Source organism: Kitasatospora sp. NPDC054939 (genome assembly GCF_053610105.1).
Window position 1 is genome coordinate 1 of the sequence record NZ_JBSGXP010000110.1, and the last position, 18,580, is coordinate 18,580.

17 protein-coding genes are annotated in these 18,580 nt (G+C 75.8%); 10 read left to right on the plus strand and 7 right to left on the minus strand.

Features of this window, described 5'->3' with window-relative positions:
• Positions 1–42: 42 nt before the first annotated feature.
• Together ACWGB8_RS26720 and ACWGB8_RS26725 are read right to left on the minus strand one after the other, a co-directional pair.
• A complete protein-coding gene (locus tag ACWGB8_RS26720; RefSeq protein ID WP_452216150.1) occupies positions 43–810 on the minus strand; it encodes a YcnI family copper-binding membrane protein in 768 nt (255 codons plus the stop codon).
• A 179-nt stretch (positions 811–989) separates the two neighbouring features.
• Positions 990–1,796 (minus strand): hypothetical protein, encoded by an 807-nt coding sequence (locus tag ACWGB8_RS26725; protein WP_452216151.1) that lies wholly within the window; start codon positions 1,794–1,796, stop codon positions 990–992.
• Between the two features lie 247 nt (positions 1,797–2,043).
• Here ACWGB8_RS26725 and ACWGB8_RS26730 point away from each other — a divergent pair, with 247 nt between their 5' ends.
• From ACWGB8_RS26730 to ACWGB8_RS26765, 8 genes are all read left to right on the plus strand, one after another.
• On the plus strand, positions 2,044–2,673 hold the full coding sequence (locus ACWGB8_RS26730; RefSeq protein WP_452216152.1) for an ATP-binding protein: 630 nt from the start codon (positions 2,044–2,046) through the stop codon (positions 2,671–2,673).
• A gap of 51 nt (positions 2,674–2,724) precedes the next feature.
• Complete coding sequence (locus ACWGB8_RS26735) at positions 2,725–3,651, plus strand: LysR family transcriptional regulator (RefSeq protein ID WP_452216153.1); 927 nt, start codon at positions 2,725–2,727, stop codon at positions 3,649–3,651.
• A gap of 59 nt (positions 3,652–3,710) precedes the next feature.
• Positions 3,711–4,790, plus strand: a complete 1,080-nt coding sequence (gene alc / locus ACWGB8_RS26740; RefSeq protein ID WP_452216154.1) for an allantoicase — start codon at positions 3,711–3,713, stop codon at positions 4,788–4,790.
• Between the two features lie 85 nt (positions 4,791–4,875).
• Complete coding sequence (locus tag ACWGB8_RS26745; protein ID WP_452216155.1) at positions 4,876–5,109, plus strand: hypothetical protein; 234 nt, start codon at positions 4,876–4,878, stop codon at positions 5,107–5,109.
• Positions 5,110–5,123: 14 nt separating this feature from the next.
• The gene (locus tag ACWGB8_RS26750; protein WP_452216156.1) at positions 5,124–6,443 is read left to right on the plus strand and encodes an amidase; all 1,320 of its coding nucleotides are present in this window, start codon (positions 5,124–5,126) and stop codon (positions 6,441–6,443) included.
• 209 nt (positions 6,444–6,652) lie between these two features.
• The gene (locus ACWGB8_RS26755) at positions 6,653–7,303 is read left to right on the plus strand and encodes a TetR/AcrR family transcriptional regulator (protein ID WP_452216157.1); all 651 of its coding nucleotides are present in this window, start codon (positions 6,653–6,655) and stop codon (positions 7,301–7,303) included.
• Between the two features lie 122 nt (positions 7,304–7,425).
• On the plus strand, positions 7,426–8,370 hold the full coding sequence (locus ACWGB8_RS26760; RefSeq protein ID WP_452216158.1) for an alpha/beta fold hydrolase: 945 nt from the start codon (positions 7,426–7,428) through the stop codon (positions 8,368–8,370).
• Between the two features lie 324 nt (positions 8,371–8,694).
• Entirely contained in the window at positions 8,695–9,516 is an 822-nt protein-coding gene (locus ACWGB8_RS26765) for an integrase (RefSeq protein WP_452216159.1), read from the plus strand.
• A gap of 33 nt (positions 9,517–9,549) precedes the next feature.
• Here the strand turns inward: ACWGB8_RS26765 and ACWGB8_RS26770 are convergent, their stop codons facing one another.
• Positions 9,550–10,500, minus strand: a complete 951-nt coding sequence (locus ACWGB8_RS26770; RefSeq protein WP_452216160.1) for a pirin family protein — start codon at positions 10,498–10,500, stop codon at positions 9,550–9,552.
• Positions 10,501–10,637: 137 nt separating this feature from the next.
• The gene (locus tag ACWGB8_RS26775) at positions 10,638–11,138 is read right to left on the minus strand and encodes an SseB family protein (protein WP_452216161.1); all 501 of its coding nucleotides are present in this window, start codon (positions 11,136–11,138) and stop codon (positions 10,638–10,640) included.
• A gap of 228 nt (positions 11,139–11,366) precedes the next feature.
• On the opposite strand from ACWGB8_RS26775, the gene ACWGB8_RS26780 reads away from it, so the two are divergent.
• Positions 11,367–13,196: an acyl-CoA dehydrogenase gene (locus ACWGB8_RS26780; protein WP_452216162.1), complete on the plus strand. Its 1,830-nt coding sequence runs from the start codon at positions 11,367–11,369 to the stop codon at positions 13,194–13,196.
• A 122-nt stretch (positions 13,197–13,318) separates the two neighbouring features.
• On the opposite strand, the gene ACWGB8_RS26785 is transcribed toward ACWGB8_RS26780, so the two are convergent.
• From ACWGB8_RS26785 to ACWGB8_RS26795, 3 genes are read right to left on the minus strand one after another with little or no spacing between them, the layout of a single operon-like run.
• The gene (locus ACWGB8_RS26785) at positions 13,319–14,566 is read right to left on the minus strand and encodes an ABC transporter permease (RefSeq protein WP_452216163.1); all 1,248 of its coding nucleotides are present in this window, start codon (positions 14,564–14,566) and stop codon (positions 13,319–13,321) included.
• On the minus strand, positions 14,563–15,261 hold the full coding sequence (locus ACWGB8_RS26790; protein ID WP_452216164.1) for an ABC transporter ATP-binding protein: 699 nt from the start codon (positions 15,259–15,261) through the stop codon (positions 14,563–14,565). Before ACWGB8_RS26790 ends, ACWGB8_RS26785 begins: the two co-directional genes overlap by 4 nt.
• Positions 15,258–16,769 (minus strand): peptidoglycan-binding protein, encoded by a 1,512-nt coding sequence (locus ACWGB8_RS26795; protein ID WP_452216165.1) that lies wholly within the window; start codon positions 16,767–16,769, stop codon positions 15,258–15,260. Before ACWGB8_RS26795 ends, ACWGB8_RS26790 begins: the two co-directional genes overlap by 4 nt.
• Positions 16,770–17,238: 469 nt before the next feature.
• Between ACWGB8_RS26795 and ACWGB8_RS26800 the strand changes: the two genes are divergently transcribed.
• Positions 17,239–18,534 (plus strand): M18 family aminopeptidase, encoded by a 1,296-nt coding sequence (locus tag ACWGB8_RS26800; RefSeq protein ID WP_452216166.1) that lies wholly within the window; start codon positions 17,239–17,241, stop codon positions 18,532–18,534.
• Positions 18,535–18,580 lie beyond the last annotated feature (46 nt).

The window sequence follows — 18,580 nt, forward strand, 5'->3', positions numbered from 1 at the left end:
GGGGCCCTGACGGTGCTGGTCACGGCCCCGCCGGCGCGGACGTCAGGAAGCGGCGTTCTTGCGGCGCAGGCCCAGGAAGCCCAGCGCGGTGCCGATCACGCCGACCACGATGCCGACCACGCCGAGGGTGCGGGCGGTGGAGTCGCTCGCCTTGGCGTCGGCGGCGTCGGCCTTGGCCGCGGAGCCGTCGTGGCTGTTGTGGCCGTCGGCCGCGGGGGAGGCGGTGGCGGTGGCCCCGGCGGCGGGGGCGCCGTGGGCGTCACCGGTGGCCTTGGTGAGCTTGAGGACGGGCGCCGGCTTGGCGGGCTCCGGCTGGCCGTCCTTGGCCTCGTCGATCCAGCGGACGACGTCGCCGTTGTCGTAGCTCTGCAGCGCCTTGAAGGTGAGCTTCTCGGTGTCGGTCGGCAGCGGGCCGAGCGAGACGCGGAACTCCTGGAACTGGCCGGGGGCGATCTTCACCCCGGCGTCGGCGGTCCAGGTGATCTTGGAGACGGCCTCGTTGACGTCGTTGCCGTGCACCTTGATCGGCTTGTCGATCTTGGCCTTCTCGACCGTCGCCGTCCAGCCCGGCATCGGCAGGGTCCGCACCGAGGCCAGCGGGTGGTCCAGCGGCAGGTTGATCTCCAGCTTCACGGTGGAGGCGGTGTCGCTCTCGTTCGGCACCCGGAAGTCGACCGCGGTGTAGCCGCCCTGCTGGGCGTTGCCCGGCTGGACGGTCACATGCGCGAGGGCCGGGCCGGCCAGCACCACGACGGAGGCGGCGGCGGCGAGGGCGGCGGCGGTGACACGGCGGGTGGAAAGGGAACGCATGATGGCGTGGTCTCCGTTCGGAGGCTCGGCGGGCGGCACCGGCCAGGCGCCGGCGGCCCGCTCCGGGCACGGTTGCTCCGTGCCGCGGCGGTGGGGGACGAAGGGGGCCGCACCCCGCACACGGGCGGGCACGGCACGTCGACCGCGCACCCCCGGCCCCGGTCGCGCCGGTCGGCGGGTCAGTGCGCGAAGGCCCCGAACGGCGGCCCGCGCCGCACCACGCTGTGCCGCAGCGCCCCGCCGGACGGCAGCGGGACGTTCCCGGCGGGCCCCCCGGAGCGGCGGGCCGGGCCTGCGGGCAGGCCGAGCAGCCCGCGCAGCAGCGCGGCGGCCAGCGCGAGGGCGGTCCGCAGCGGCGCCGCGTGCTCGCGGGCGGCGGCGGCCGTCAGCCGGACCAGCCGCCAGAGCGCCGCCTCGCCGCGCCGCAGCCACCAGCCGGCCACCAGGGCGGCGGCCAGGTGGCCCGCGGCCATCGAGGCCGTCATCCCGAGCACGCCGCCCTGCCACCAGGGCGCGACGGCGAACGCCGCCGGGTCCAGTCCGGCACTGGCGACCAGCTGCTCGGGGGTGGGGCTGCCGGGCAGCGCGGCGCCGGTCTCGTTGCAGACCAGCCGGCCCGCCACCTGCGGCAGGGTCAGCGGCCCGGAGCCGCCGTGGCCCGCCCCGGTGGCGGCGTGGCCGCCGGTGCCGTGGAAGAGGAGGTGCAGGCCGAACTGGCCCAGCCCCAGCGCCCCCGCGATCGCGGGCAGCGAGCGCTCCCGGCCGCCGAGGGCGGTGGCGAGCAGCAGGACCGCCGCGAACCCGGTCGCCAGGGCGGTCGGGGCGACCTCGCCGCCCCCGCTCAGCGCGTGCCCGGCCGCCGCGACGAGCGTGCAGACCAGGGCGAACGGAACGGCCCGCGCAAGCCGCAGGTCCCAGGCGGCGGCCCCCACCGGCACGTCCGGTGCGGGGGCGCCCGGGTACGGGGCGGCGGGCAGGGCAGTCATGGCCGGGCCATCATCTCATCGCCCCCCGCACAACCGCGGGCAGGGTGGGAAATCCCTACGAATGCCCCGTTCGGCCCCGGCGCACGCGCCGTCCAATGCGCCGCTCGGCACAATGCGGGGCCCCAGTCCATCCGCCGAACGGGCGGTAGCGGCCCCCTGGCACGGTTCACCGCCGGAATGCCAGGAGATAGCTAGTTGTATGTGGAGCCGCTGGGGCTGACAGGCCCGAGGGCAGGAGGGACCTCCCGTGGACATCTGGTGGACTCTGCACCTCGACCGCGATCCGGCCAGCGTGCCGCTGGCCCGACGGATACTGCTCGGTGCGATGGCGACCGCGGGCGTCGACCCGCAGATCGCCCACGACCTCGGCGTCGCCCTCAGCGAGGCCTGCGCCAACGCCGTCGAGCACGGCGCCGGCGACCACTACCAGGTCACCGCCGCCATCAACGGCGACCTGCTGCGGATCGAGGTCACCGACCGCGGCCCCGGCCTGCCCGCCGCCGGAGCGGCCCCGGCCCCCGCCGCGCTGCGCCGCCCCACCGCACCGCCCGCGCGCCCCGCCGCCCGCAGCCGCACCCGCCGCGGCCGGGCCACCGTGCCCGCCCGGGTCCTCACCCCGCACCCGCCCGGCCGGCGCGACCGCCCGTACGACACCCACGTGCTGCCGCCCGGCATCGCCGGGACCGCGCCGAGCCTGCGCCCGCTGGACCTCGACACGCTGCCCGACCTGACCGCGGAGAGCGGCCGCGGGCTCTTCCTCATCCACGCCCTCACCGACTGCGTCCGGCTGCGCAACCACCCGCTGCGCGGGGCGGTCGTCAGCTTCGACAAGATCCTCAAGTGGCAGGACGACGCCCTGCTGCGCGCCGCGTCCTGAACCGCAGGCCGCCCCCGCGGCCCGCCGCCGCGGCGGCCCTACCCTGGCGCGATGGGTGAGTGGGATCTGCGCAGGCTCCGGGTGCTGCGGGCGCTGGACGAGTGCGGGACGGTGACCGCGGCGGCCGAGCGGCTCTGCATGTCGCCGTCGGCGGTGTCGCAGCAGCTGTCGGCGCTGGCCCGGCAGGTCGGCGCGCCGGTGCTGGAGCCGTACGGGCGGCGGGTGCGGCTGACCGGGGCCGCCCGGCTGCTGCTGCGCCACGCCGAGCTGGTGTTCGGCCAGCTGGAACGGGCCGAGGCGGAGCTGGCCGGGTACCTGCACGGCGAGGCGGGCGAGGTCCGGGTGGGGGCGTTCGCCTCGGCGGTCGGCGGGCTGCTGGTCCCGGCGATCACCGCCCTGCGGGCCGCCGCGCCGCAGCTGGCGGTGCGGGTGGTGGAGGCGGACGCGGCCGCGGCGTACCGGCTGCTGGCCACCGGCGAGGTGGACCTCGCGCTGTCGCTGGCCGTGCACCTGCCCGCGGCCGACCCGCGGTTCCGGCAGTCGGTGCTGCTGAGCGACCCGCTGGACGTGGCGCTGCCGCCCGGGCACCCGCTGGCCGGCGCGCCGCGGCTGCGGCTGGCGGACCTCGCGGACGAGCCCTGGATCTACGGCGCGGACGGCCCCTGGCGGGAGATCACCCTGGCGGCCTGCGCGGACGCCGGGTTCGTCCCGGAGCGGGCGCACACCGCGACCGACTGGACGGCGATCCTGGCGCTGGTGGCCGCCGGGCTGGGCGTGGCGCTGGTGCCGCGGCTGGCCTCGGCGGGGCGCCCGGCCGGGGCGGTGCTCCGCGCGCTGCCGGCCGAGCCGCCGGCCCGCCAGGTGGTGGCGGCGGTCCGGGCGGGCACCGAGGACGTGGCGCCGCTGCGCCGGGTGCTGGCCGCGCTGGGCGACGCGGCCGCGGCCTCCGGGCCCGGGCCGACCGTTCAGTCGGACTGAACGTTTCGCTCCGATCTTTGCGATGGACCTGACGACAGCGGCGGGCGGACAGTGGACGCATGACGACCGATCGGAGCACCGACGCCCTCCCCTACGCCGGCGGCAACCCCTACGCGGACTACCGGTCCGCCGACTTCGGGTTCACCGCCCTGACCGACCTCGCCGACCGCCGGCTCGGCGGCGCGGTGATCGCCGCCAACGACGAGCTGTTCGCCGAGCGGGAGAACCTGCTGCTGCCGGAGCCCGCCGAGTTCCGCCCGCACACCTTCGGCAACAAGGGCCAGATCATGGACGGCTGGGAGACCCGGCGCCGGCGCGGCGCGGCCGGCGACCGCCCGCACCCGGCCGCGGGTGACCACGACTGGGCCCTGATCCGGCTCGGCGTGCCCGGGGTCGTGCACGGCGTGATCGTGGACACCGCGCACTTCCGCGGCAACTACCCCCGGCAGGTCTCGGTCGAGGGCGCCGAACTGCCCGGCACCCCCGGGCCCGAGGAACTGCTCGCCGACTCCACCGCATGGCACCCGCTGGTGCCGCGCTCCCCGGTGCGCGGCCACGCCGCCAACGGCTTCGCCGTCACCGACCGGCGCCGCTTCACCCACCTGCGGCTCGCCCAGTACCCGGACGGCGGGATCGCCCGGCTGCGGGTGCACGGCGAGGCCCGTCCGGACCCGGCCTGGCTCGCCGCCCTCGGCACCTTCGACCTCGCCGCGATCGAGCACGGCGGCACCGTCGAGGACGCCTCCGACCGCTTCTTCTCCTCCCCGGCCAACCTCGCCCTGCCCGGCCGCTCCCGGGCGATGGGCGACGGCTGGGAGAACCGCCGCCGCCGCGACGACGGCCACGACTGGGTCCGGCTGCGGCTCGCCGGCCGCGGCGCGATCCGGGCCGTGGAGATCGACACAGGCTGCTACGTCGGCAACGCGGCCGGCTGGGCGGCGGTGTCCGGACGGGACGAGCGGGCCGCCGACCCGCAGGAGTGGTTCGAACTGGTGCCCCGGACCCGGCTGCAGCCCGACGCCGTCCACCGGCTGCTGGTCGACCGGCCCCGCCCGGCCACCCACGTGCGGCTGGACGTCTACCCGGACGGCGGGATCGCCCGGCTGCGGCTGCACGGGAGCCTGCTGCCGGAGGCCTGAGCCGCTCACCACCCCCGGGGCGGCCCTGCGCACCCGGGGAGGGGCCTGAGTTGCCGCCCCCGTCACCCGGCCGGACGATGGGGGCATGATGCACCAGATGCGCGCGGAGTACGGCGCCGGCGGTCCGTCCACCGGTGTGAGGCTCTGGCACATGGTCCGCGGCTCCGACGCGGTCGCCATGTGCGGGCGGGAGCTCGACGCGGACGCCCCGATGCGGGATCCCGCGGACTGGGGCGGGACCCCGGAGCTCTGCTGCCACACCTGCGGCGCCTACTACCTCCGCGAGCAGCCGTACACGCCCGGCGAACACGCCGAGTGAGGGCCGGCGACCGCGTGTCGGCCGGACCGGAACCGCTGGTCCGGTACCGCTCGCTCACCGGCGAGGCCGCCGGGCTGCGCTCCGGGCGGACCGACCCGGTGGACCACGTCGAGCGGCTCTGCGCCCGGATCGAGCACGTCGACCCGCTGGTCCGGGCGTTCGTGCCCGAGCCCGGCCGGTACGAGCGGCTGCACGCCGAGGCCGCCGCGCTCGTCCGGGACCGGCCCGACCCGGCCGCGGCCCCGCCGCTGTACGGGGTGCCGGTCGGAGTGAAGGACATCGTGCACGTCGACGGGCTGCCGACCCACGCGGGCTCGGCGCTGCCGCCGGGCGTAATGGCCGGTCCGCAGGCCACCGTGGTGGACCGGCTCCGCGCCGCGGGCGCCCTGGTGGCGGGCAAGACCCACACCGCCGAGTTCGCCGGGGGCGCCCCGCCGCCGACCCGCAACCCGCACCACCTCGGGCACACCCCGGGCGGCTCCAGCAGCGGTTCGGCGGCGGCGGTCGCGGCCGGGCTGGTGCCGCTGGCGATCGGCACCCAGACCGTCGGCTCGGTGGTGCGGCCCGCCGCGTACTGCGGGGTGGTGGGCTTCCGGCCGACGCACGGGCGGATCCCGGCGCACGGGGTGGTCCCGAACGCGCCGAGCCTGGACACCCTCGGGCTGTTCACCGCCGACCTGGCCGGCGCCGCGCTGGCCGCCCCGCTGCTCTGCGACGACTGGCGGCCGGTGCCGGAGGGCGGTCCGCCGGTGCTCGGCGTGCCGGTCGGCCCGTACCGCGACCGGGCCGCGCCCGAGGCGCTGGCCGCGTTCGGCCGCCAGCTCGCCCGGTTGGCGGCGGCCGGGCTGGAGGTCCGCGAGGTCGACCCGATCCCCGACTTCGAGGAGGTCGCGCGGCACCTGCAGACCGTCAACCGCTTCGAAATGGCCCGCAGCCACCGCGACTGGTTCGCCCGCTTCGGCGGCCTGTACCGGCCCGAGACGGTGGCCGGCATCCGGCACGGCCAGGGCGTCGACCCGGATGACTACCGGGCCGCCCTCCGGGCCCGCGAGCACTTCCGCGAGCGGATCGCCGAGGCGACCGTCCGGGCCGGGGTCGACCTCTGGCTGGCCCCCGCCGCCACCGGGCCCGCCCCGGTCGGCCTGGACTCCACCGGCGACGCGGTGATGTCCCTGCCGTGGAGCTACGCCGGCCTGCCCGCGCTCAGCCTGCCGGCAGGCCGCCTCGGCGGCCTGCCGCTGGGCCTGCAGGTGATCGGCGCGGCCGGGCAGGACGAACGGCTGCTCGCCCTGGCCGTACCGCTGGAGCGCGCGCTGGCGGCGCCCGCCGACTGAGCGCGGCACCCACCGGCCGCGGCACGGGAGGACCCGACCCCCTCTGCTCCCGGTGCCGCCCGGCGACGGCGGCCGGCGTCGCCGGGGGCGGCGCTACGCTGGCGGCACGGCACGCCGCCCCGGCGGCGCTGCGCAGCCGATGCCCCGACCGGGGCAGCCGAGCTCCCCGACCGGGCTCCCCCGGCCGGCTTCCCAGCAGGAGGTGGACGATGGCCGGTGCCGCCGCGGGCGGACGGGTCGACGGGCGGATCCAGCGCGGTGAGGAGACCCGGCGCGCGGTGCTGCGCCGCGCGGTCGAGATCGCCTCGGTGGAGGGCCTGGAGGCGCTGTCGATCGGCCGGCTCGCCACCGACCTCGGCCTCAGCAAGAGCGGGGTGTTCGCCGGCTTCGGCTCCAAGGAGGAGCTCCAGCTCGCCACCGTGCGGGCGGCCCGGCGGATCTTCTACGACGCGGTGGTGGCCCCCGCGCAGGACGAGCCGCGCCCGCTGGTCCGGCTGCAGCGGCTCTGCGCCAACTGGCTCGCCTACTCGCGGGCCCGGGTCTTCCCCGGCGGCTGCTTCTTCTACGAGGTCACCGCCGAGTTCGACGCCCGCCCCGGCCCGCTGCGGGACCTGCTCGCGGAGTGCGCCCGGGACTGGCGCGAGGCGCTGTCCGGGGCGCTCGCGGACGCCAGGGCGGCGGGTGCGCTGCGCCCGGAGGCCGACCCGGAGCAGCTGGCCTTCGAACTGACCGCCTGCATGGAGCTGGCCAACTCGCACGCGGTGCTCTTCGACGAGGCGGTGCCGTACGACCGGGCGGCCCGTGCGGTGCGGCGCCTGCTGCTGGCGGAGGCCGTGGACCCGGCGCTGATCGACGACTGATCCCCCGCGCGTCGCGGCGGGCCGGGTGCGGCTCCAGAAAACTGCACGAACGGTCGTGCTAATATCTCGGCACGAGCACGGTCCCACCCACAGGCACCACCCGAACCACAGGGAGACCACCCATGGACCCGGTCGCCGCACTCCTCGGAACCGGCCTCAACGCCACCGCCCTCGTCGCCCCGGGGCTGGCCGGCCGCGCCGCCCTCGAGGTCTTCAAGCGCCCGCTCCGGCGCAGCCGGCTGCGCGCCGAGGAGCAGGAGCTGCGCGCCGAGGCCGCCACCGAGGACCTCGCCGTCCACGGCAAGCGCGTCGTCACCTACCGCTGGGGCGACGGCGGCCGGCCCGTCCTGCTGGTGCACGGCTGGCAGTCCCGGGCCTCCCGCTTCGCCGCCTTCGTCCCCGGGCTGCGGGCGCTCGGCCTCAGCCCGGTCGCCTTCGACGCCCCCGGGCACGGCGAGTCCGGCGGCAGCGCGACCACGATCCTGGAGTACCGCGAGGTGATCGGTGCACTGCACCGGCGGTACGGCGACTTCGAGGCGGTGGTCGCGCACTCCTTCGGCGTCACCGCCGCCTTCCTGGCGCTGCGCAACGGGGTGCGGGCCGAGCGGGTGGTGGCCGTGGCGGGCGTGGTCGACTTCGACGTCCTGCCCGCGAGCTTCTCCGCGCAGCTCGGGCTGGGCGCCCGGGCGGAGCGCGCCCTGAACCGCCGCCTCGACCGGGTGCTGCTGGCCGGCACCCCCGGGCTGCGGGCCGACCGCGACCTCCGGCGCCACTTCGACGCCTCGTACCGGCCGGACGGGGCCGGGGCGGCCGACCCGGGGCCGGCGGTGCTGGCGGTGTACGACGAGGACGACGCGGTGGTCGGCCTGGACCAGGCGCACCGGCTCCGCGAGGCGTACGGCGACCGGCTCGACCTGGTGGTCACCCGGGGGCTGGGCCACCGGCGGATCCTCGCCGACCCGGCCGTGGTCGACCATGCGATCGGCTTCCTCGGCGAGCCCCGGGCGTCCCGGGAGCCCGGTGCACCGCGGCCGGCGGAGCGGCCCCGGGCGGCCGTCGCGCGCTGACGGCGGTCAGCGGGTGTCGCGCCGCTCGTCGGGGAAGCGCGGCCCGCCGATCATGAACAGCAGGGCGGCGATCGGAAAGCCGATCGAGGCGGCCAGTAGAACGACGAACTCCCAGAACATCCCGCACTCCTCGTCAGTCCCGGGCCTCCCGGGCCCCCCGAAGGAGTGCCCCGGAGATCCCAAACCCAACAGGCCCTGATTGGCCGGATTGTCCACTCGGTATCCGACGGTATGGCCGGATTGCCCCGGCTGCCACCGGAGGGTTCGGGCACACCGGGTGCACGGCTCTGGGCGGTGGCCCCGGCGGGCGGCCACACTGGCGGGATGCGCGTACAGCTGGCAGGGGAAGCACGGCGGCCGGACCGCGAGAGCGAGGACTTCGCGGCGGCGACGTCCGAGGCGCTGGTACTGCTCGACGGTTCCAGCACGCCGACCGACATGGAGTCCGGGTGCCGCCACGGCACCCCCTGGTACGTCCGGCGGCTGGGGGTGCACCTGCTGGCCCGGCTGACCGACCGGGCGGACCGCTCGATCGCCGAGTGCCTGGCCGACGCCATCGTGGAGACGGCCGCCCTGCACGGCGGCCGCTGCGACCTGGCGCACCCGAACACCCCGGCCGCGATGGTGGTCGCCGCCCGCCGGCACGGCGCCTCGCTGGAGTACCTGGTGCTCGGCGACTCGCTGCTGGTCCTGGAGTACAAGGACGCCCCGCCGAAGGTGATCGGCGACAACCAGCGGTTCCCCGGCGGCGAGGAGCTGCGCCGCCAGGTCTGGTCGACGGTGCCGGGCACGGCCGAGCGGGCCGCGCTGCACCTGGCGTACGTGCAGGCGGTCCGGGCCGCCCGCAACACCCCGCGCGGGCCGTGGATCGCCGCGGCCAGCCCGAAGGCGGCGACGCACGCCGAGACCGGGTTCGTCCGGCTGGAGCGGCTGCGCGCGGTGGCGGCGCTGACCGACGGCGCCTCCCGGTACACCGAGCGCTTCGGGCTGGGCAGCTGGGCGGACGCGCTGCGGCTGCTCGCCGAGTCGGGGCCGGCCGAGCTGATCGCCCAGGTGCGGGAGGTCGAGCGGGCCGACGCGTCCTGCGAGCGCTGGCCGCGCGGCAAGGCCCACGACGACGCCTCGGCCCTCTACGCCCTGGTGTAGGGCGGAGCGGGCCGGGGCGTCTGCGTCAGCGGGTCAGTCGATCGGGTGGCCGAACGAGCCGGACTGGAAGTCCTCCATCGCCTGCTGGAGCTCCCGGTGGCTGTTCATCACGAACGGCCCGTACCAGGCGACCGGCTCGCGGATCGGCTGCCCGCCCAGGACGATCACGTCCAGGTTGGGGTGCCGGGAGTCCTGCAGGGTGTCGGCCGCGATGGTGATCGAGTCTCCGTCGCCGAACACCGCCGCCTGCCCGGTGCGGATCGGCCGGCCCTCGGCGCCGATCCGCCCGTCGCCGTTCAGGACGTACGCCAGCGCGTTGAAGTCCTTGCGCCAGGGGAGGGTGACCTGCGCGCCCGGGGTGAGGCTGGCGTGGATCAGCGTGATCGGGGTGTGGGTGGCGCCCGGGCCGCGGTGGCCGTCCAGCTCGCCGGCGATCAGCCGCAGGACGGTGCCGCCGTCCGGCGAGGAGAGCAGCTTGACGTGGCCGCCGTGGATGTCCTGGTAGCGCGGGACGGTCATCTTGTCCGAGGCCGGGAGGTTCACCCACAGCTGGATGCCGTGGAAGAGGCCGCCGGTGGCCACCAGGGACTCCGGCGGGGTCTCGATGTGCAGGATGCCCGAGCCGGCCGTCATCCACTGGGTGTCGCCGCCGCCGAGGTGGCCGCCGCCGCCGTGCGAGTCCTTGTGGATGAACTCGCCGTCGATCAGGTAGGTGACGGTCTCGAAGCCGCGGTGCGGGTGCCAGGGCGTGCCCTTGGGCTCCCCGGCGGCGTACTCCACCTCGCCCATCTGGTCCATCATGATGAACGGGTCGAGGTACTTGGTGTTGATCTTGGCGAAGGCGCGGCGGACGGGGAAGCCCTCGCCCTCGTAGCCCTCGGGGGCGGTGACCACGGTGAGGACCGGCCGGGCGCTCGTGACGGCGGGGTCGGGGGTGGCGACGCGCGGGAGGGTCAGCGGGTTGTCGACGGTCACGGCGGGCATGTCGGCCTCCTTCGGGGGGTCTCTGGCCTACGTGGACGAGGTTAGTTCAATCCTCAACAAGAAGCAAGTTGAAAGTTGAACCATGTGGCCGTGGATCCGGCCGGCCCGGCCCGGCGGCGGACCGCCGGGCCCGCGGGTCAGCCGTACATGCGGCGCATGGTGAAGTCGACCATCTGCTCCACCGCCTTGGCGTCGAACACCATCCGGTGCTCCCCCTCCATGTCCAGCGCGAAGCCGTAGCCGGTGGGCAGCAGGTCCAGCACCTCGGCGCCGGTCACCGTGAAGTGCTTGGACTCCTTGCCCGCGTACCGGCGCAGCTCCTTGAGCGAGCTGAACATCGGGATCACCGGCGTCGGGGTGTTGTGCAGGGCCAGGAAGCCCGGCCGGTCGCCGCGCGGGCAGTGCACCTTGGAGGTGATGAAGATGGCCTGGAAGTCCTCCACCGCCATCGAGCCGGTGGTGAAGGCCCGGACCGCGTCCGCCAGCGAGGGCGGGGAGGGTTCCGGGTAGAGGGACTGCTGCGACGCCTGCGGCTGCTCGCCGTACGGGCCGGGGCCGGGCATGCCGTTCATTCCCGGCTGCTGGCCCGCCTGCTGGTAGGGGTCGCCCGGGTATGCGCTCTGGTCATAGCCGTACACACGGACAGGCTATCGGGAGCGCCGCACCCCGTGCGGCGGTCGATCCTGACAGGAGTGGGCCCCGGTCGTTGTGGAGGCCGGCCACGTGCGACGTGACCGTGTTCATAGCGGATTCACGGCCGGGGGCTTGAACAAGTTACCGCTGGGTAGCATCATGATGCCTACTGGTGGGTACGGGGCGCCCGAACGTGGCGGACACCCGGAAGCGACGAACCGGAGAAAACGGCCATGGGTCACTACAAGTCCAACCTGCGGGACGTGGAGTTCAACCTCTTCGAGGTGTTCGGCCGTGACCAGGTGTACGGCACCGGACCGTTCGCCGACATGGACGTCGAGACCGCGAAGAACATCCTCAGCGAGATCGCCCGGCTGGCCGAGAACGACCTCGCCGCCTCCTTCGTCGACGCCGACCGCAACCCGCCGGTCTTCGACCCGGAGACCAGCACCGCCCCGATCCCGGCCTCGTTCAAGAAGAGCTACCAGACCTTCATGGACGCCGAGTGGTGGCGCCTGGGCATCCCGGAGTCCATCGGCGGCCAGGTCACCCCGTCGTCGCTGATCTGGGCCTTCGCCGAGCAGATCCTCGGCTCCAACCCGGCCATCTGGATGTACTCCTCCGGCCCGGCCTTCGCCGGCGTCATCGCCGAGGAGGGCACCGAGGAGCAGCTGGAGGTCGCCAAGCGGATGACCGACCGCCTGTGGGGCTCCACCATGGTCCTCACCGAGCCGGACGCCGGCTCCGACGTGGGCGCCGGCCGCACCAAGGCCGTCAAGCAGGAGGACGGCTCCTGGCACATCGAGGGCGTCAAGCGCTTCATCACCTCGGGCGAGCACGACATGTCCGAGAACATCATCCACATGGTGCTGGCCCGCCCCGAGGGCGGTAAGCCGGGTACCAAGGGCCTCGGCCTCTACATCGTGCCGAAGTACGACTTCGACTGGGAGACCGGCGAGCTCGGCGAGCGCAACGGCGTCTACGCCACCAACGTCGAGCACAAGATGGGCCTCAAGGCCTCGAACACCTGCGAGATGACCTTCGGTGCCAAGCACCCGGCCAAGGGCTGGCTGCTGGGCGAGAAGGTCGACGGCATCCGCCAGATGTTCAAGATCATCGAGTTCGCCCGCATGATGGTCGGCACGAAGGCCATCGCCACCCTCTCCACCGGCTACCTGAACGCGCTGGAGTACGCCAAGGAGCGCGTGCAGGGCGCCGACATCTCGCAGTTCCTGGACAAGACCGCCCCGCGCGTCACCATCACGCACCACCCGGACGTGCGCCGCTCGCTGCTGACCCAGAAGGCGTACGCCGAGGGCATGCGCGCCCTGGTCCTGTTCACCGCCTCCACCCAGGACGACGTGATCGCCGCCCGTCTGCGCGGCGAGACCGACGAGGCCGCCGAGCGCCTGAACGACCTGCTGCTGCCGATCGTCAAGGGCTACGGCTCGGAGAAGTCCTACGAGCAGCTCGCCCAGTCCCTGCAGACCTTCGGTGGCTCCGGCTACCTGCAGGAGTACCCGATCGAGCAGTACATCCGGGACGCCAAGATCGACACCCTCTACGAGGGCACCACGGCCATCCAGGGCCAGGACTTCTTCTTCCGCAAGATCGTCAAGGACGGCGGCCAGGCGCTCACCGCGCTGTCCGAGCAGATCCAGAAGTTCCTCGCCGGCGCCGCGGGCGGCGACGCCCTGGCCGCCGAGCGCGAGCTGCTCGCCAAGGCCGCCGGCGACCTGGAGGCGATCATCGGCAAGCTGCTCGCCGACCTCTCCTCGGTCGAGCAGGACGTCAAGAACATGTACAAGGTGGGCCTCAACACCACCCGCCTGCTGATGGTCTCCGGCGACGTCGTCGTCGGCTGGCTGCTGCTGCGCCAGGCCGCCGTGGCCCTGGCCAAGCTGGAGGCCGGCGCCACCGAGAAGGACGTCCCCTTCTACCAGGGCAAGGTCGCCGCCGCCCGCTTCTTCGCCCGCAACGTCCTGCCGACGACCGCCCCGCAGCGCCTGATCGCCGAGGGCATCGACAACGAGATCATGGACCTGGCGGAGGAGGCGTTCTGACCGCCGCCGCACTGACCGCCTGACCCACCCTCAGTACGAAGGGGGCCCGCCACCGGTGGGCCCCCTTCGTGCTGCCCGGGCGCCCGGGCCCTGCGCGGAGCCCCCGGGCGCCCGTGGAGGACTCAGGCGCCGCGCAGGGCCCGCAGCGGGTCGGTGCGGGCGGCCCGGAGCGCCGGGTAGAGGCCCGCCAGCAGGCCGACCGCGGTGCCGATCAGCGGGGCCGGCAGGGTGGCGGCCGGCTGCAGTACGGCGGTCCACTCCCGGACGGCGGCGACCGCCACCACGGTGACCGTGCCGAGCCCGGTGCCGACCAGACCGCCGAGGGTGCCCAGCAGCGCGGACTCGGTCAGGAACTGGGCGGCGATGTGCCCGGTCCTGGCCCCCAGCGAGCGGCGCAGGCCGATCTCCCCGGTGCGCTCCAGAACGGCGACCAGGGTGGTGTTGGCGATGCCGACCGCGCCGACCAGCAGGCAGATTCCGGCCAGCGCCAGGAAGAGGCCGGTCAGGTCGGAGGACACCGCGTCCCGCAGGCCGTGCGGATCGGGCGCCGGCAGCACGGTGAAGGCGTCCGGCCGGTCCGGGCGCAGGGCGGCCGGGATCTGCTCGGCGACCACCGCGGCGGCGCCGACCCGGGTGGCGACCAGCGCCCGCGCCGCGCGCTCCGGTTCGGGCGCGGGGTGGCCGAACCGGGCCAGCGCGGTGCTCGCCGGGACGATCACGCCGAGCAGGGCGCCGGGCTGCCGCCGGACGTCCGTGTAGATGCCGATCACCGTGTAGGGGACGGCGTCGAGGAAGACCGCGGGCCGGCCGTCCAGCCGGGACACCCCGAGCCGCCGGGCGGCGGCCTCGCTCAGCAGCACCACCGGCTGGGCAGTCCGGTCGACGAAGGCGTCCATCGTCACCCCGGACGCCAGGGTGGGCTCCATCGCGGCCACCGCGCCCGGGGTCGCCGCCAGCACGGTCAGGCCGGTGCCCTCGGCCCCGCCCAGGGGGCGGCCGGTGACCACCGGCGCCCCGGGCACCGGCCACCAGACGCCCGCCGCGGTGACCCCGTCGATCCTGGCCAGCCGGGCGTCGGTGTCCGCGGGGAAGCTGCTCGGCGGGTTGCCGCCGGGGGCGACGCCGTCGGTGCGGGGGCGGTCGGCCACGTCCACGGTGGTCGCCGCGGTGAGGTCGAACCGCTCGGCGATCCGGCCGGCGGTGGTCGCGGTCAGCCCGAGGACGGCCACCAGGGCGCCGACCCCCAGCACCGTGCCGAGCAGGGTGAGCCCCGCGCGGCCGGGGCGCTGGAGGATGCCCGACAGGGCCTCCGAGCCGAGGTCGCGCAGCCCCAGCCGGGAGGCGGGCTCCGGGAGGCGGGAGCGGGTCACCGGGCCGCCACCTCCGGCGCGGTGAGCACCCCGTCGTGGAGGGTCGCCACCCGGCCGGCCCGGGCGGCGACGGCCGGGTCGTGGGTGATCACCACCAGGGTGAAGCCCCGGTCGTGCAGTGCGTCGAAGCGGTCGAGCACCGCCGCGGCGTTGGCCGAGTCCAGGTTGCCGGTCGGCTCGTCGCAGAGCAGCAGGCTGGGCCGGTTGACCAGGGCGCGGGCGATCGCCACCCGCTGCCGTTCGCCGCCGGACATCGTGGTGGGCACCGCACCGGTGCGGTGGCCGAGGCCGACCCGGCGCAGCGCGTCCAGGGCGGCGGCCCGGCGCTCCCGGGGCGGGGTGCGGTGGTAGACCTGGGCGAGTGCCACGTTCTCCTCGGCGGTGCGGTGCGGCAGCAGGTGGAACGACTGGAAGACGAAGCCGATCCGCCGCCCGCGCAGGGCCGAGCGCTCCCGGTCGCGCAGCCCCCCGGTGTCGATGCCGTCGAGCTCGTAGCGGCCGGTGCTCGGGGTGTCGAGCAGGCCGAGCAGGTGCAGCAGGGTGGACTTGCCGGAGCCGGACGGGCCGGTGACCGCCAGGTACTCGCCGCGGCGGACGGTCAGGTCGCAGGGGTGCAGCGCGGTCACCGGCGGTTCGCCGGGCCAGCTGCGGCCGACGCCGCGCAGGGCGATCACCGGCGGCTCGGCGGCCGTCACGTGCCCACCACCACCTGGTCGCCGGGGGCCAGTGCGGCGCCGGGGGCCGGGACGACGGCGACCAGGCCGTCGGCGGACACCCCGGTGGTCACCGGCACGGTGGTCCGGTTGCCCGCGGCGTCCACGGTGGTGACCGAGGTCAGGCCGGCGGCGTCGGTGCTGAGCGCGGCCACCGGGACGGCGGTGACGGGCCGGTCGGAGCCGTCCCTGAGCACGGTGAGTCGGACGTTGCGGCCGTTCAGCGCGGCCGGCAGCGGCGCGGCCGGGACGATCGTCACCGGGACGTGGGCGGGTCCGCCGCCGGGCTGGGGTACGGGGCCGCCCGGGCCTGCGCCGGGGCCGGCCGCACCGCCGGCGGCCGGGCCGGCGCCGGTGGCCCCGCCGAGGGTGACGACCCGGCCGCTCGGGGGCTCCGAGGTGGGCGTGCCGAGCTCGCCGACCGTGCCCCTCAGGGTGGTGCCGGTCTCCTCGACCAGGAGCTCCACGGCCATTCCCGGCCGCACCCCGGCGGCCTGGTCCGGGGTCAGCCGGCCGGTGACCCCGAGGTCCCCGCTGGTGAGCGACAGCAGGGTGCCGGACGCGGCCGAGCCGACCGAGCCGTTGACCGCGGTCACCGTCGCGGGGAGGGTCGGCAGGAACACCACGTGGGCGGCCGGGACCATCGGGCCGTGCAGCGCCCTGGCCTCGGTCAGCGCGGCCTGGGCGTCGGCCGACTGCTTCCGGGCGGCGGTGAGTTGCCGGTCGAGTTCGGCGCCTGCGGGCGCCGTGGGTGCCGGGGCGCCGGTGGGGGCCGCGGCGGGCGGGGCCTGGGCCTGGGTCGGGTCAGGGGTGGGGGCAGGAGCGGGGGGCGGGGCCGGGTTCGGGGCCGTCGGCGGCTGGGCGGGCGGGGGCGGCTGGGCGGCGGCCCGCTTCTGCGCGGTGAGCGCGTCCACCTGCTGGCGGGCGGCGTCCACCGCCTTCTGCGCCGTCTCCACGGCCTGCCGGGTGGCGGAGCCGGTGGTCGGCACCGGATAGCCGAGCCTCTCGTAGAACGCGCTCACCGCCCGCCCGGTGCCCGGGCCGAAGGTGCCCTTCCGGTCCGGGCCGTACCCGTGGCCGAGTGCGGCCAGCGCCTCCTGGAGCCCGGTGACGTCCGGGCCGGTGCTGCCGGGCTTGAGGTCGCGGTAGGCGGGCACCGGGCCGCGGAGTACGACGATCGGCTGGCCGGACACCTCGGCGAGGAGGGTGCCGGCGGCCACCGCGTCCCCGGTGCGGACGTCCAGCCGGGAGACGTAGAGGCGGGTGATATCGGCGGTGGCCGCGGTCGGGACGATGTCGTACTGGGCGGGCGGGTGGATCACCGCCCGCGCCGAGACCGAGCGGTTGAGCACCTGGCTGGTGACCGGCGCGGTGATCAGGCTCCGGGGCGGGGGCGCCGTCCGGGCGGCCCGCTCCGCGGGGGAGGTGACCAGGCCGGCGCCGGCGAGGCCGCCGACCGCGACGAGGGCCGCACCCAGTGCCACCGCCACCAGGGCGCGCCTGCGCCGCGCCGTCCGGGAGCGGCCGGGTGCCGGTGCGGGGTCCGGCCCGGTGGGGCCGGGGGCTTCGGGCCGGGCCCGGTCGGGTTCGGCCGGCCCGCCCCCGGCGGGATGATCGACAGTCAGCAATGCGTGCCCCCAGGTGACTTCACGGCGCAACAGTCTGGTCACCCGGCCGTGCGCCGGGCAAGGGCGGGGCGGGCGCCCGGCGGTCGCGGCCCTCGTGGACTGACGGCCGGTCAGTCCGCTCCGGCGGCGCGGAGTTCGTCCGGCGCTGACCCTCCGCGAGCGGGTGGCGCCGCTCGGTGAACGGCGTCCGTGTGGGCGTCAGTTCACAGTTGTGTCTGTGTTGTGCATCCGGTTGGGACGTTCCGAGTGTCATGTCCGTGTACGGGCATATGCTCAAGGTGCGAAGCCGACCCCCCATCCGGCTTCGGCCCTCCCTCGACTCAGGAGCAGCATGTCGACCGCCGCCCGTCAGGCTTTCTTCGACCGGACGCACACCGATGATCTGATCGCGTTCCTCGGCACCTCACCGTCGCCCTACCACGCGGTGGCGAGCGCGGCCGAGCGGCTGGAGAAGGCGGGCTTCCGGCAGGTCGCCGAGACCGACGCCTGGGACTCGACGGCCGGCGGGCGCTACGTCGTCCGGGGCGGGGCGCTGATCGCCTGGTACGTGCCGAAGGGTGCGGGCCCCGAGACGCCGTTCCGGGTCGTCGGCACCCACACGGACTCGCCGAACCTCCGGGTCAAGCCGGTGCCCGACACCGGGTCGGCGGGCTGGCGGCAGGTCGCGGTGGAGATCTACGGCGGGGTGCCGCTCAACACCTGGCTCGACCGGGACCTCGGCCTCTCCGGCCGGCTCGCCCTGCGCGACGGCAGCTCCCGGCTGGTCCAGCTCGACGAGCCGCTGCTGCGCGTCCCGCAGCTGGCCATCCACCTGGACCGCCAGGTCAACGAGGGCATGAAGCTCGACAAGCAGCGCCACCTCACCCCGATCTGGGGCCTCGGCCCGGTCGACGAGGGCTCGCTGATCGGGTACGTCGCCGAACGCGCGGGGGTCGCCGCCGCCGACGTGGCCGGCTGGGACCTCATGACGCACGACGTCCAGCCCGCCTCCTACCTCGGCCGGGACCGCGAGCTGCTGGCCGGCCCGCGCCTGGACAACCTGCTCTCGGTGCACGCCGCGACCGCCGCGCTGGCCGCCGTGGCCGGCGCCGAGCTGCCGTACATCCCGGTGCTGGCCGCCTTCGACCACGAGGAGACCGGCAGCGAGTCCGACACCGGCGCGCAGAGCCCGCTGCTCGGCAACGTCCTGGAGCGCAGTGTCTACGCGCGGGGAGGCAGCCCGGAGGACCGCGCCCGGGCGCTGGCCGGCACCGTCTGCCTCTCCTCCGACATGGGCCACGCCGTCCACCCGAACTACAGCGAGCGGCACGAGCCGGGCCACCACCCGATGCCCAACGGCGGCCCGATCCTCAAGGTGAACGTCAACAACCGGTACGCCACCGACGGCGTCGGCCGGGCCGTGTTCGCGGCGGCCTGCGAGAAGGCCGGCGTGCCGTGGCAGACCTTCGTCTCCAACAACGCCATGCCCTGCGGGACCACGATCGGCCCGATCACCGCGGCCCGGCTCGGCATCACCACGGTCGACTGCGGCATCGCGGCGCTCTCCATGCACTCGGCCCGCGAGCTGTGCGGCGCCGACGACCCGTTCCTGCTGGCGAGCGCGATCAAGGCGTTCCTGGAGGGCTGAACCGCTCCCCGACGACGCGGCCGGGGCCCGGACACACCGGGCCCCG

Coding starts and splice junctions, on each gene's coding strand:
- ACWGB8_RS26720 (WP_452216150.1), bottom strand. CDS start 810: ATGCGTTCCCTTTCCACCCGCCGTGTCACCGCCGCCGCCCTCGCCGCC.
- ACWGB8_RS26725 (WP_452216151.1), bottom strand. CDS start 1,796: ATGACTGCCCTGCCCGCCGCCCCGTACCCGGGCGCCCCCGCACCGGAC.
- ACWGB8_RS26735 (WP_452216153.1), top strand. CDS start 2,725: ATGGGTGAGTGGGATCTGCGCAGGCTCCGGGTGCTGCGGGCGCTGGAC.
- alc (WP_452216154.1), top strand. CDS start 3,711: ATGACGACCGATCGGAGCACCGACGCCCTCCCCTACGCCGGCGGCAAC.
- ACWGB8_RS26745 (WP_452216155.1), top strand. CDS start 4,876: ATGATGCACCAGATGCGCGCGGAGTACGGCGCCGGCGGTCCGTCCACC.
- ACWGB8_RS26755 (WP_452216157.1), top strand. CDS start 6,653: ATGGCCGGTGCCGCCGCGGGCGGACGGGTCGACGGGCGGATCCAGCGC.
- ACWGB8_RS26760 (WP_452216158.1), top strand. CDS start 7,426: ATGGACCCGGTCGCCGCACTCCTCGGAACCGGCCTCAACGCCACCGCC.
- ACWGB8_RS26765 (WP_452216159.1), top strand. CDS start 8,695: ATGCGCGTACAGCTGGCAGGGGAAGCACGGCGGCCGGACCGCGAGAGC.
- ACWGB8_RS26770 (WP_452216160.1), bottom strand. CDS start 10,500: ATGCCCGCCGTGACCGTCGACAACCCGCTGACCCTCCCGCGCGTCGCC.
- ACWGB8_RS26780 (WP_452216162.1), top strand. CDS start 11,367: ATGGGTCACTACAAGTCCAACCTGCGGGACGTGGAGTTCAACCTCTTC.
- ACWGB8_RS26800 (WP_452216166.1), top strand. CDS start 17,239: ATGTCGACCGCCGCCCGTCAGGCTTTCTTCGACCGGACGCACACCGAT.